Origin of the sequence: Pseudomonas sp. NY11955 (genome assembly GCF_048068035.1) — a bacterium.
GTDB lineage: Bacteria > Pseudomonadota > Gammaproteobacteria > Pseudomonadales > Pseudomonadaceae > Aquipseudomonas.
In genome coordinates this window covers 52,615-66,074 of record NZ_JBLUPS010000003.1, presented here as the reverse complement: position 1 = coordinate 66,074, position 13,460 = coordinate 52,615, and the positions used below count along the sequence as shown (strand labels likewise).

Here is a 13,460-nt window from a genome sequence, read left to right as displayed (position 1 = left end):
CGCGCGCGACCGCCTTGTTTGTACGACGCGATATCCAGCCATGCGCCAAGGCGTTCGCGCGCAAATCCCACAGGCGTAATTGGCCCGAAACAAACGTAGGAGCGAGCTTCGCTCGCGATGCGCCGCGCGGGCGGCGCTCGATCTCACTGACACCACAAAACCCGCGACGAGCGCATAGAATCAGCCAGCAGGTGTCTCGGTAAGGGCCTGCCACATGGATGGCCCACCCGCCGACTTGGCAATGGCCGCCAGACGCTCGGCATGCGCCTCCAGTTCCTCGGCATTGGCCAGGATCACCCGTCCCGGCGTACGCCCGCTAATCCTGCGAATCTCGCTGCCGCCAGCCCCCTGCCCGTCATCCTCGGCCTCGGCCCCATGCCCAGCCAGCGACAAGCTGGTCTGGCCACCGGTCATTGCCAGGTAAACGTCGGCCAGCAGTTCCGAGTCGAGCAGCGCGCCGTGCAGCTCACGGCCCGAGTTGTCGATGTCGTAGCGTTTGCACAGCGCATCCAGGCTGTTGCGCTGCCCCGGGTGGCGCGAACGTGCCAGCAGTAGCGTATCGAGGATGGTGCAGTGCTGCGAAACGTCGGCGCGTTGCTGCTGGCCCAGCAAGGCGAATTCGTTGTTGATGAAGCCAACGTCGAACGCCGCGTTGTGGATGACCAGCGTGGCGCCCTGGATGAAGTCGAAGAACTCGTCGGCGACATCGGCAAAGCGTGGCTTGCCGACCAGGAAGGCATCGGTGATGCCGTGGACGTTGATCGCGCCCTCGTCACTCTCGCGGTCCGGCTGCAGGTAGACGTGGAAGTGCCGCCCGGTCAGGCGCCGACCGATTACCTCGACACAACCGATCTCGATGATCCGGTGGCCTTCGCCAACTGGCATACCCGTGGTTTCGGTATCGAGAATGACGAACCGTTTATCTTGCTGCTGCTCCACGCGGGGCGCTCCAACTTGCATCAGTTACAAAGGCCGCGATTGTACCCCAGCTCAACGCTGGGCGCGCACCTCATCGACCCCACGGTTGGCCAGCTGGTCGGCGCGTTCGTTGCCAGGGTGGCCGATATGGCCGCGCACCCACTTCCAGGTCACCTTGTGGCGGTTGACCTGCTCATCGAGCTGCTGCCACAGGTCGGCATTCTTCACCGGCTCCTTGGCCGCGGTCTTCCAGCCGCGTTTCTTCCAGTTGACCATCCACTCATTGATGCCCTTCATCACGTATTGCGAGTCGGTGGTCAGCACCACCTCGCATTCGCGCTTCAGCGACATCAGGCCCTGGATCGCGGCCATCAGCTCCATGCGGTTGTTGGTGGTCTCACGCTCGCCGCCCCACAGTTCCTTCTCGACGCCCTTGTAGATCATCAGGACGCCCCAGCCACCAGGGCCTGGGTTGCCCTTGCAGGCACCATCAGTAAACATCTCGACGCTATCGCTCATGTACCACTCTTGAATTCAGTGCTTGTCAGTTTCGGGGTTGGCCGCCGTGCGGTTGACCTTGGCCAGCGGCAGCGGCAGCAATTTGCCCATCGGCTCGCGGCGTTCCGGGCGCAGTGGCCGTAGCCCCACCACCATCTTGCGCGCCACCAACAGGTACACCCCGCCACCGGAGCCCTGCCAGCCACCGGCCAACCGTTCCCAGCCTTCCAGGCGTTGCTGCCAGGCCGGTGAGGCGAGCGGCGGACGATAGCACCCGAAGCGGCGTTTCTCCAGCGCGAAGCCCAGCAGGTTGAGCCAGTCGCCCACCCGCGACGGCGAGATGCAGCGCGCCTTGCGCAGCGCGCCATGGCTGAAGAAGTGGCGCATGCCCCAACTGCTCCATGGGTTGATTCCAACGATCAGCAAGTGCCCGCCCGGGCGCACGGCACTGGCAGCCTCGCGCAGCAAGCCATGGGGCGACAGGCAGAAATCCAGGCCATGCTGCAGCACGACCACGTCGGCGGCATGCTCGCTCAGCGGCCAGGCTTGCTCTTCGCAGACAATCTCCACCCCTGGCAACGGCGCGCCGAGGCGCACATTGCGCTGTACCTGGGGCGCACTCGGTGGTGGCTCGGCGCAAGGCCCGTAGTGCACGAGGTAACCGCCGAAGAAGCGTCCAAGCTCTTCTTTGAGCAGTTTTTCTTCCTCTTTGAGCATCAGTTGGCCGAGTGGGCCATTGAACCACTCACGGGCCAGGCTGATCAGCTCGACCCAGTCCGGGTCGGCCTGGGCAAAGGCTTGGTCGGTCATTGCGCTCTCCCTCGAAGGTTCTCCCACCGCGCCATCGCGGCTAAGATGCCCTCATGTGCCACGCTAGGCGAATCGGATCCGCACCATGATACAGATCGATGCTCTTCCCGCTTTCTCCGACAACTACATCTGGTTGTTACAGGATACTGCCAAACGCCGTTGTGCGGTGGTCGATCCGGGTGATGCCGGCCCGGTGGAGCGCTGGTTGGCTGCCAACCCCGAATGGGTGCTGAGCGATATCCTCGTCACCCACCACCACAACGACCATGTCGGCGGTGTGGAGCGGCTCAAGCAACTCACCGGCGCGCGCGTCTGCGGCCCCGCCAACGAACGCATTCCCGGCCGCGACCTGGCCCTGGACGAAGGCGACCGGGTGGACGTGCTGGGCGTGGTATTCCAGGTACTGGCGGTGCCCGGCCACACCCTGGGGCACATTGCTTTCTACAGCGATCAGCCGGCAACCCCCGTGCTGTTCAGCGGCGACACGCTGTTCGCCGCCGGTTGCGGGCGCATGTTCGAAGGTACACCCGAACAGATGCAGCCCGCCCTCGCCCGCCTGGCGGCCTTGCCAGAGCAGACCGAAGTGTACTGCGCCCATGAATACACCCTCAGCAACCTGCGCTTCGCCAAGGCGGTGGAACCGAGCAACCCGCACGTTCAGCAACGGTTCGAGGACGTTACCCGTCTGCGCGCCGACAATCGCATCAGCTTGCCATCAACGATTGGCCTGGAGCGCCTGACCAACCCGTTCCTGCGTACCTCTGAAACATTAGTTAAACAAAAAGCAGACGAATGGAAGGGACATTCAAACACCACGCATGTCGCTGTTTTTGCTGCCTTGAGGTCTTGGAAGGACACCTTCTGATAACCTCAAGATATATCGCAAGTGATGGTCAAAGGTTGACCAGGCCCGGAGCGGTTTCTAGAATCGCCGAAATTTTTCGCCCGGATACCTGTGTCAGCCGATGTCTTCCCGTAGCCGCAGAACCTCTCATTCCGTCGCCCTGACGCGCCTGGCCCAAATCAGTGCGCTGGCCCTGGCCGCCACCTTGGTGGGCTGCCAGAGCACCCGTCAGCTCGACGAATCCGATAGCGTTCGCGCGCACAACTACCAGGCGCGGATCAAACACAAACCTTCACCGCTGCTGGTCAAGCCGGCCGAGCAGGCGCCACAGGATGTCTGGGAGCGCATGCGCCAGGGCTTCGCCTTGCAGGACAGCATCGACGTCAACCCGCGCATCGAGCAGCAACGCCTGTGGTTCGCCAGCAACCCGACCTTCATCGAAAGCGCTGGCGAGCGTGGCAGCCTCTACCTGCACTACATCGTCGAGCGTCTTGAAGAACGCGACATGCCCCTGGAGCTGGCCCTGCTCCCGGCCATCGAAAGCGCCTACAACCCGATGGCCTACTCACGCGCCAGTGCTGCCGGCATGTGGCAGTTCATGCCAGCGACAGGTCGTCACTTCAACCTGCGCCAGACCAACTTCTACGATGGCCGCCGCGACATTACCGCGTCGACCAACGCTGCGCTGGACTACCTGACCCGCCTGCACGATATGTTCAACGGTGACTGGCTGCTGGCCCTGGCGGCCTACAACGCTGGCGAGGGCACGGTCAGCCGCGCCATCGAACGCAACGAACGGCTCGGCCTGCCAACCGACTACTGGAACCTGCCGCTGCCGCAGGAAACCCGCGACTACGTGCCCAAGTTGCTGGCCCTGTCGCAGGTAGTGCTCACGCCTGAAGCCTACGGCGTGAACCTGAACCCGATCGCCAACGAACCGTACTTCGAGGCAGTGGCCATCAACGACCGCCTCGACTTGTCGCGGGTGGCAGCCTTCGCCAACATCGACGAAGACGAACTGATCCAGCTCAACCCGGCCTTCAAGAAGCGCATGACCGTGGATGGCCCGCAGCAATTGCTGGTACCGACCGCCAAGGCGCAGCTGCTGAGCGACAGCCTGTCCAACCTCAAACCCGAACAGCTGGTGAGCCTGCAGCCAAACAAGGCCGTGTTCGCCCGTGCCGTGGCCGAAGCCAAGGCGCCTGTGGCCGCACGCAGCTACCGGGTCAAACGTGGCGACAGCCTGGGCGCCATCGCCAAGGCCAACCGTGTGGCGGTCAAGGACATCAAACGCTGGAACCGCTTGTCCGGCAACAGCCTGCGCGCTGGCCAGGTTCTGGCCCTGCGCGGTGGCAACGCGCCAAGTACCGCTGGTAACCGTGTGGCGGCATCCGCAAAGCGCTCCACCCAATACAAGGTACGCAAGGGCGACTCCCTTTATCTGGTGGCCAAGCGCTTCAACGTGGAAATGCAACACCTCAAGCGCTGGAACCCACGCAGCGGGCATGCCCTCAAGCCAGGCCAAACCCTGACCGTCTACCTCTCGCACTGATACAAAGGCCGGGGCTGCAAAGTAGCCCCTGGCAATCCTCTGGGCCGCACTCTTTTTCCAACCCCAGCAAGCTGTTACTGTACCCGATCAAAGCCCAACGCCTCTGGATCGGATGCCGACTTGATACGTCCCCTCCTGCTGTCACTCAGCCTGGCCTTGAGCTTTCCCGCAGCCGCGATGGTGAGCGAAAGCCACGGATACGCGCAGTTCGGCACGCTCAAGTACCCAGCCACCTTCACCCACTTCGACTGGGTCAACCCGCAAGCCCCCAAGGGCGGCACCTTGCGGGCCATGGCTTTTGGCACTTTCGATACCCTCAACCCCTATACGTTCAAGGGGTCGAGCCCGATTACCACGCCCAATTTCCAGCAGTACGGCATCAGCGAGCTAAACGAGCCGCTGATGATCGGTACTGGCCAGTACGACCCCTCTGGCGACGAGCCCACCTCCAGCTACGGCCTGATCGCCCGCTCGGTGGAGTACAGCGAGGACCGCAGCTGGGTAGTGTTCAACCTGCGCCCGGAAGCCCGCTGGCATGACGGCCAGCCGATCACCTCGGCCGACGTGGCCTTCTCCTACCGCACACTGCTCAAGGACGGCCACCCGATCTACCGCACCAATCTGCAGGAAGTACAGCGGGTAGACATCCTCGGCCCGCTGCGTATCCGCTTCGTGTTCAAGCGCGCCGGCAACCCGCTGCTGATCCTGCGCCTGGGCGAAATGCCGGTGCTGCCCAAACACTACTGGCAAAAGCGTGACTTCAAGGCCACCACCTTCGAGCCGCCCTTGGGCAGCGGCCCCTACCGCATCACCCAAGTACAACCCGGGCGCCGGCTGGTGTTCGAACGGGTGAAGAACTATTGGGGCAAGGACCTGGCGGTCAACCGTGGCAAGTACAATTTCAAGCGGGTGGAATACGAGTTCTACCGCGACGCCACGGTGGCATTCGAAGCGTTCAAGGCCGGCGAGTTCGATATCTATATCGAGCACCAGGCAAAGAACTGGGCCAACGGTTACAACTTCCCGGCCGTGCGCCGTGGCGAGGTGATCAAGGCACAAATCCCGCACAGCATCCCCACGCAAACCCAGGGCCTGTTCATGAACAGCCGCCGGGCCACGTTCAGCGACCCACGGGTACGCCAGGCACTGGGGCTGATGCTCGACTTCGAGTGGACCAACCGTGCACTGTTCAGCAGCGCCTACCGCCGCTCGACCAGCTACTACCCCAACAGCGAATTCGCCGCCAGCGGCCTGCCCACTGGCAAGGAGTGGCTGCTGCTGGCGCCGTTCCGTGACCAATTGCCAGCCAAACTGTTCAGCGAGCCCTACACGGTCAGCCACACCGATGGCCGTGGTATCAGCCGCCAGACCCTGCGCCAGGCCCTGGGCCTGCTCGCCGAGGCCGGCTGGAAACTGAACGGCCAGCGCCTGGTCGACAGCAAGGGCCAGCAGCTGCGTATGGAACTGCTGCTGGTAAACCCCAACCTTGAACGCATCTTGCAACCTTATGTCGAAAATCTGTCCAGCATCGGCATCGATGCGCGCTTGCGCACCGTGGACCGTGCCCAGTACAAACAACGCCTGGACCAGTTCGATTTCGACATGATTCTGATGACCCTGAACCAAACCCTGAGCCCCGGCCTCGAACAGTGGCTGTACTTCCACTCCAGCCAGGCCGCGACCAAGGGCAGCAAGAACTATGCTGGGGTCAAGGACCCGGTGGTCGACCACCTGCTCGACACCTTGCTCGCCGCCCGCACCCGCGATGACCAGGTCGCCGCCGCCCGTGCCCTGGACCGCGTGCTCTCATGGCAGTACTACATGATCCCCAACTGGTACCTCGACAATCATCGCCTGGCCTACCGCAACCGGTTCGCCTTCGTCACCACACCGCCCTACACCCTTGGGCTGAACAGCTGGTGGATCAAGACTTCGGAGAAAGCCCAATGACGCCAACGCACCCTCTGCGCCGGCTGGCAGGCAGCCTGTTGCTCGCCTGCCTGAGCCTTCCCGCCCTGGCCGCACCGCAACACGCGCTGACCTTGTACGACGAGCCACCCAAGTACCCCGCCAACTTCAAGCACTTCGACTACGTCAACCCGGATGCGCCCAAAGGCGGCACCTTCCGCCAGTCCAGCTTCGGCGGCTTCGACAGCCTCAACCCGTTCATCAACAAAGGCGTGGCGGCCGAGAACATCGGCAGCATCTACGACACCCTGATGCGCCAGAGCCAGGATGAGCCGTTCACCGAGTACGGCCTGGTCGCCGGCAAGATCGAAAAGGCCCCGGACAACAGCTGGGTGCGGTTCTACCTGCGCCCCGAAGCACGCTTCCATGACGGCCACCCGATGCGTGCCGACGATGTGGTGTTCACCTTCAACGCCCTGATCAAGGACGGTGCACCACTGTACCGGCAGTACTACGCCGACGTTGCCGAAGTGGTCGCCGAAGACCCGCTGAAGGTGCTGTTCAAGTTCAAGCACACCAACAACCGCGAACTGCCGCTGATTCTCGGCCAGTTGCCCGTGCTGCCCAAGCACTGGTACGAAAACCGTGACTTCAATCGCGGCAACCTGGAAATCCCACTGGGCAGCGGCCCGTACAAGGTCGCCGAAGTCAAAGCCGGGCGCTCGGTGCGCTACGAGCGGGTCAAGGACTACTGGGCCAAAGACCTGCCAATCAACCGTGGCTTCTACAACTTCGATGTCATGACCTTCGACTCCTACCGGGACACCACCGTCGCCCTGGAAGCACTCAAGGCCGGTGCGTTCGACTATGCCCTGGAAGTCAGCGCAAAAAACTGGGCCACCGCCTACAACGTACCCGCCGTGCGTGATGGCCGTCTGATCAAGGAAGAACTGCCCAACGGCAACCCCACCGGCATGCAGGGTTTCATCTTCAATATCCGCCGCCCGGTGTTCCAGGACGTGCGGGTGCGCCAGGCGCTGAGCCTGCTGCTGGACTACGAATGGACCAACAAGCAGCTGTTCAACGGCGCCTACACACGCACCGGCAGCTACTTCGACAATTCGGAAATGGCCGCCCATGGCCTGCCCAGCCCCAGTGAGTTGAAGATCCTCGAACCCTTGCGCGGCAAAGTGCCCGAACAGGTGTTTAGCGAAGCCTTCCACAACCCGGTCAGCGATGGCAGCGGCATGATCCGCGAGCAACAGCGCCAGGCCTACAAGCTGCTACAGGAAGCCGGCTGGAAAATCGTCGACGACAAAATGGTCGACGCCCAAGGCAAGCCAGTGAGCATCGAGTTCCTGCTGGCGCAGACCGAGTTCGAGCGCATCCTGCTGCCGTTCAAGCGCAACCTCGCCGACCTCGGAATCGAGCTGAATATTCGCCGGGTCGATGTTTCGCAATACATCACCCGCCTGCGTTCTCGTGACTACGACATGATCGTCGGCGGCTACCCACAGTCCAACTCGCCGGGTAATGAACAACGCGAGTTCTGGTCCAGCGCCGCCGCCGACAACCCTGGCAGCCGCAACTTCATCGGCCTGCGCGACCCGGCCATCGACCAGTTGGTGGAACAGCTGATCAACGCCGATTCGCGCCAGAGCCTGGTCGACCACTGCCGTGCTCTCGACCGTGTATTGCTGTGGGGCTACTACGTGATCCCCAACTGGCACATCAAGACGTGGCGTGTGGCCTACTGGAACCACATTGGCCATCCGAAAGTGTCGCCCAAGTACGACATCGGCATCGATACCTGGTGGATCAAGCCCGGGGTAACCCCGGCGGTCAGCCAAGGCCACGCGGACGAGGCCAACTAAGATGCTGGCCTACATCCTGCGCCGCCTGCTACTGATCATCCCGACCCTGTTCGGCATCCTGATCATCAACTTCATCATCGTCCAGGCCGCCCCTGGTGGCCCGGTCGAGCAGATGATCGCCAAGCTCGAAGGTTTCGAGGGCGCCACCAGCCGCATTGCCGGTGGCGGCGCCGAGGTTTCCGTGGCCGGCTCCAACTACCGCGGCGCCCAGGGCCTGGACCCGGCGCTGATCGCTGAAATCGAGCGCATGTACGGCTTCGACAAGTCGCCGCCCGAGCGCCTGTGGATCATGATCAAGAACTACGCCCAGCTGGACTTCGGCGACAGCTTCTTCCGCGATGCCAAGGTCATCGACCTGATCATCGAGAAGATGCCGGTGTCGATCTCGCTAGGGCTGTGGAGCACGCTGATCATGTACCTGGTATCGATTCCGCTAGGCATCGCCAAGGCGGTGCGCCATGGCAGCCACTTCGACGTCTGGACCAGTTCGGCGATCATCGTCGGCTACGCCATCCCGGCGTTCCTGTTCGCCATCCTGCTCATCGTGCTGTTCGCCGGCGGTAGCTACTTCGACTGGTTCCCGCTGCGTGGCCTCACCTCCAACAACTTCGACGAGTTGAGTACCACCGGTAAAGTGCTGGACTACTTCTGGCACCTGGTGCTGCCGATCACCGCGCTGGTCATCGGCAACTTTGCCACCATGACCCTGCTGACCAAGAACAGCTTCCTCGACGAAATCAACAAGCAGTACGTGGTCACCGCCAAGGCCAAGGGCCTGAGCCGTTCACGGGTGCTGTACGGCCACGTGTTCCGCAATGCCATGCTGTTGGTGATTGCCGGTTTCCCCTCGGCGTTCATCGGCATCTTCTTCACGGGCTCGTTGCTGATCGAGGTGATCTTCAGCCTCGACGGCCTGGGCCTGATGAGTTTCGAAGCGGCCATCAACCGCGACTACCCGGTGGTCTTCGGCACCCTGTTCATCTTCACCCTGCTAGGGCTGGTGGTGAAATTGATCGGCGACCTGACCTACACCCTGGTCGATCCACGCATCGACTTCGCCAGCCGGGAGCACTGACATGGCCTTGTCCCCCCTCAACCGCCGGCGCTTCGAGCGCTTCAAGGCCAACCGCCGTGGCTGGTGGTCGCTGTGGCTGTTCCTGATCCTGTTCGGCCTGAGCCTGGGCGCCGAGCTGATCGCCAACGACAAACCGATTGCCGTGCGCTACGACGGCGAATGGTATTTCCCGGCGTTCAAGCGCTACCCGGAGACCACCTTCGGCGGCGAATTCCCGCTGGAAGCCAACTACAAGAGCCCCTACATCCGCGAGCTGCTGGCCAAGAAAGACAGCTTCGTGCTGTGGGCGCCCATCCCGTTCAGCTACCAGAGCATCAATTACGACCTGCGCGTACCCGCCCCGGCGCCGCCCTCGGCGGACAACTGGCTGGGCACCGACGACCAGGGCCGCGACGTGCTGGCGCGGGTGATCTACGGGTTCCGCATTTCGGTACTGTTCGCCCTCACCTTGACCGTGGCCAGCTCCATCGTCGGCGTCATCGCCGGCGCCCTGCAAGGTTTCTATGGCGGCTGGGTCGACCTGGCCGGGCAGCGCTTCCTGGAAATCTGGTCGGGCCTGCCGGTGCTGTACCTGCTGATCATCCTCGCCAGCTTCGTGCAGCCCAACTTCTGGTGGCTGCTGGGCATCATGCTGCTGTTCTCGTGGATGAGCCTGGTGGACGTGGTACGCGCCGAGTTCCTGCGCGGACGCAACCTGGAGTACGTGCGCGCCGCCCGCGCACTGGGCATGCGCAATGGCCCGATCATGTACCGGCACATTCTGCCCAACGCCATGATCTCGACCATGACCTTCATGCCATTCATTCTCACCGGCGCCATCGGCACCCTCACCGCCCTCGACTTCCTCGGCTTCGGCCTGCCCGCCGGTTCGCCGTCGCTGGGCGAGCTGGTGGCCCAGGGCAAGTCCAACCTGCAGGCGCCATGGCTGGGTATCAGCGCCTTTGCCGTGCTGGCATTGATGCTGAGCCTGCTGGTATTCATCGGTGAATCCGCCCGCGATGCCTTCGACCCGAGGAAGTGACATGAGTGAACAGAACCTGATCGAAGTGCGCGACCTGGCGGTGGAGTTTGTCACCGGCGACCAGGTCAACCGGGTGGTGGACGGCATCAGCTTCGACATCCGCAAGGGCGAGACACTGGCCCTGGTGGGCGAGAGTGGCTCGGGCAAATCGGTCAGCGCGCACTCGATCCTGCGCCTGCTGCCCTACCCGCTGGCCCGTCACCCCAGCGGCAGCATTCGCTACGAGGGCAAGGACCTGTTGCAGCAGAACGAGAAAACCCTGCAGCGCATTCGCGGCAACCGCATTGCGATGATCTTTCAGGAGCCGATGACCTCGCTTAACCCGCTGCATTGCATCGAGAAGCAGATCAACGAAATTCTCCTGCTGCACAAGGGCCTGACCGGCAAGGAAGCGACTGCGCGCACCCTGGAGCTGCTGGAGATGGTCGGCATCCCCGAGCCACGCAAGCGCCTCAAGGCCCTGCCCCATGAATTGTCTGGCGGGCAGCGCCAGCGGGTGATGATTGCCATGGCGCTGGCCAACGAGCCGGAACTGCTGATCGCCGACGAACCGACCACGGCCCTGGATGTGACCGTGCAGTTGAAGATTCTCGACCTGCTCAAGCAACTGCAGGCGCGTTTGGGCATGGCACTGCTGCTGATCAGTCACGACCTGAACCTGGTGCGCCGCATCGCCCACCGCGTGTGCGTGATGCAGCGCGGGCAGATCGTGGAACAGGCTGAATGCGCCACACTGTTCAGCGCCCCGCAGCACCACTACACACAGATGCTGATCAATGCCGAGCCCAGCGGGCTGCCCGCGCACAACCCGGTAGGAGCACCGTTGCTGGAGGTGGATGACCTCAAGGTGTGGTTCCCGATCAAGAAGGGTTTTCTGCGGCGCACGGTCGACCATGTGAAAGCGGTGGACGGGGTCAACTTCAGCTTGCCGCAGGGGCAGACGCTGGGCATCGTTGGCGAGTCCGGCTCGGGCAAGTCCACGTTGGGCCTGGCGATCTTGCGGCTGATTTCCAGCCAGGGCGGCATTCGCTTCCACGGGCAGAACCTCGAAGGGCTGAACCAGCAAGCCGTGCGCCCGCTGCGGCGTGAGATGCAGGTGGTGTTCCAGGACCCGTTCGGCAGCCTTAGCCCGCGCATGTGCGTGGCGGACATTGTCGGTGAAGGGTTACGTATTCACCGCATTGGTACTGCGCAGGAACAGGAAGCGGCGATCATTGCGGCGCTGGAGGAGGTAGGCCTGGACCCACGCACGCGGCATCGCTATCCCCATGAGTTTTCCGGCGGGCAGCGGCAACGTATTGCAATTGCTCGGGCACTGGTGCTGAAACCGGCGCTGATTCTGCTCGACGAGCCCACGTCTGCGCTGGACCGCACCGTGCAGCGGCAGGTGGTGGAATTGCTGCGCAATCTGCAGCAGAAGTACAACCTCACGTACCTGTTCATCAGCCACGACCTGGCGGTGGTCAAGGCGTTGAGCCATCAGCTGATGGTGATCAAGCATGGGCATGTGGTGGAGCAAGGGGATGCGCAAGCGATCTTCCATGCGCCGCAGCATCCATATACGCGGCAGCTGCTGGAGGCAGCGTTCCTGGAGGTTGAGGCTTCGTGACGCGCAAAGGCAAGCACAGGACCTGTAGGAGCAGCCTTGTGCTGCGAAAAGGCCGGTAGAGCAAAAGATCACCTTCGGCTGCAATGGCCTCTTCGCAGCCCAAGGCTGCTCCTACCGGGACCGGGCCAGCATGGAGGATAGATATGACCCTTTCACCTTCACTCCGCAGCACCCCCATTGGCCCCATGCTAAAACATTGGCGCCTGTTGAACCGGGTCAAACAACTGCACGCCGCACAGATGTTCGGGGTGTGCCAGTCGACCATTTCTCGCTGGGAGTCCGGCGTGCAGGACGCCGAGCCCGAGCAGCGGGCACGTATCGAAGCCTTGCTCAAAGCGAGGCTCAGCAGCGCCGCGGACCACGCACTGGCGCGCCTTGTGTCGGGCAGTTCACAACCTGTGCACCTGGTATGCGACCTCACCCACCGCCTGCTGGCCTGCTCGTCCGCCCGTGAAGCTGAGTTCAGTGTGCCCATCGCTGATTTGCTGGGTGTCTCACTGTGGCCATTCGCAACAGAGGAAATCGCCAGCCAGGAACAACGCTTGGCAAGCATCGGCTGGCGCGACAACCTGGCCTCGCCGACGCTGGAGTTCACCACTGGCACGAATGACTCGGCACTGGTGCCCATCCAGCACAGCCTATGCCGTTGGACGCGGTTCACCCTGTCGGATGGCTCGACCGCCAGGCTGGTCGAAACCCTCGCGCATATTTAATGCGTGGACGCAGGCAAGCGGCGGGTCGAAGATCGCCTTCTGCAATAGCAAAAGGTTACTCGCCGTGCAAAACCAAAACCTTCATGGAAAACTCGAATTCCTGCGCCAAGCCGAAAAGCTCAAAAGCGTGACACGCAGTGCCCATACCTCCACAGGGCGACGTGAAAGCAGTGCCGAGCACAGTTGGCGGCTGGCGTTGCTGGCACTGGTTTTCGAAGAGGAGCTGGGTGATGTCGATATCTGCAAAGTGCTGAAACTGTGCCTGGTCCATGACCTTGGAGAAGCGCTGAGTGGGGATGTGCCTGCACCGCAAGCACATGCGGTTCCAGACAAAGGGGCGAATGAACGGCAGGACCTGATTGCCATGACTTCGATGCTGGAACCTTCGATGCAGGACAACATCGTTGGCTGGTTCGATGAGTACGAGGCGGCCAGTTCGCCGGAGGCCAAAGTGGTCAAGGCATTGGACAAGATCGAAACCCTCCTGCAACACACCCAAGGCGATAACCCGCCCGGTTTCGACTACGCGTTCAATCTTGAATATGGGCGCCGTTACACCGATGCCATCCCGTTCCTGGCCTCGTTGAGGCAAGTAATCGATGAGCAGACCCGCAAACGCCTGAACAGCTGACCTAGTG

Annotated in this window: 12 protein-coding genes; 9 read left to right on the top strand and 3 right to left on the bottom strand. The window is 62.5% G+C overall.

Annotated features, from left to right (window positions below):
• Positions 1-180: 180 nt before the first annotated feature.
• Genes dnaQ through ACNFBR_RS06040 form a run of 3 tightly spaced genes read right to left on the bottom strand, consistent with a single transcriptional unit; the run spans position 181 to position 2,226 of the window.
• A complete protein-coding gene (dnaQ, locus tag ACNFBR_RS06050; RefSeq protein ID WP_416734073.1) occupies positions 181-939 on the bottom strand; it encodes a DNA polymerase III subunit epsilon in 759 nt (252 codons plus the stop codon).
• Between the two features lie 51 nt (positions 940-990).
• Positions 991-1,437, bottom strand: coding sequence for a ribonuclease HI (gene rnhA, locus ACNFBR_RS06045; protein WP_003251460.1), 447 nt, complete (start codon positions 1,435-1,437; stop codon positions 991-993).
• Between the two features lie 15 nt (positions 1,438-1,452).
• Complete coding sequence (locus ACNFBR_RS06040; protein WP_012273310.1) at positions 1,453-2,226, bottom strand: class I SAM-dependent methyltransferase; 774 nt, start codon at positions 2,224-2,226, stop codon at positions 1,453-1,455.
• An 85-nt stretch (positions 2,227-2,311) separates the two neighbouring features.
• Between ACNFBR_RS06040 and gloB the strand changes: the two genes are divergently transcribed.
• From gloB to ACNFBR_RS05995, 9 genes are all read left to right on the top strand, one after another.
• Positions 2,312-3,091 carry a hydroxyacylglutathione hydrolase gene (gene gloB, locus ACNFBR_RS06035; protein ID WP_416734072.1) on the top strand — a complete coding sequence of 260 codons (780 nt, stop codon included), beginning with the start codon at positions 2,312-2,314 and terminating at the stop codon, positions 3,089-3,091.
• Positions 3,092-3,191: 100 nt separating this feature from the next.
• Complete coding sequence (locus ACNFBR_RS06030; protein WP_416734071.1) at positions 3,192-4,622, top strand: transglycosylase SLT domain-containing protein; 1,431 nt, start codon at positions 3,192-3,194, stop codon at positions 4,620-4,622.
• 120 nt (positions 4,623-4,742) lie between these two features.
• A complete protein-coding gene (locus ACNFBR_RS06025) occupies positions 4,743-6,572 on the top strand; it encodes an extracellular solute-binding protein (RefSeq protein WP_416734070.1) in 1,830 nt (609 codons plus the stop codon).
• The gene (locus ACNFBR_RS06020) at positions 6,569-8,404 is read left to right on the top strand and encodes an extracellular solute-binding protein (RefSeq protein ID WP_416734069.1); all 1,836 of its coding nucleotides are present in this window, start codon (positions 6,569-6,571) and stop codon (positions 8,402-8,404) included. Before ACNFBR_RS06025 ends, ACNFBR_RS06020 begins: the two co-directional genes overlap by 4 nt.
• A 1-nt stretch (position 8,405) precedes the next feature.
• The gene (locus ACNFBR_RS06015; protein WP_060514466.1) at positions 8,406-9,479 is read left to right on the top strand and encodes a microcin C ABC transporter permease YejB; all 1,074 of its coding nucleotides are present in this window, start codon (positions 8,406-8,408) and stop codon (positions 9,477-9,479) included.
• A gap of 1 nt (position 9,480) precedes the next feature.
• A complete protein-coding gene (locus ACNFBR_RS06010; RefSeq protein ID WP_051098975.1) occupies positions 9,481-10,500 on the top strand; it encodes an ABC transporter permease in 1,020 nt (339 codons plus the stop codon).
• 1 nt (position 10,501) lies between these two features.
• Positions 10,502-12,109 carry an ABC transporter ATP-binding protein gene (locus ACNFBR_RS06005; protein WP_416734068.1) on the top strand — a complete coding sequence of 536 codons (1,608 nt, stop codon included), beginning with the start codon at positions 10,502-10,504 and terminating at the stop codon, positions 12,107-12,109.
• Between the two features lie 143 nt (positions 12,110-12,252).
• Positions 12,253-12,822, top strand: a complete 570-nt coding sequence (locus ACNFBR_RS06000) for a helix-turn-helix domain-containing protein (RefSeq protein ID WP_416734067.1) — start codon at positions 12,253-12,255, stop codon at positions 12,820-12,822.
• Positions 12,823-12,886: 64 nt separating this feature from the next.
• Entirely contained in the window at positions 12,887-13,453 is a 567-nt protein-coding gene (locus ACNFBR_RS05995; protein ID WP_416734066.1) for an HD domain-containing protein, read from the top strand.
• Positions 13,454-13,460: the final 7 nt, after the last annotated feature.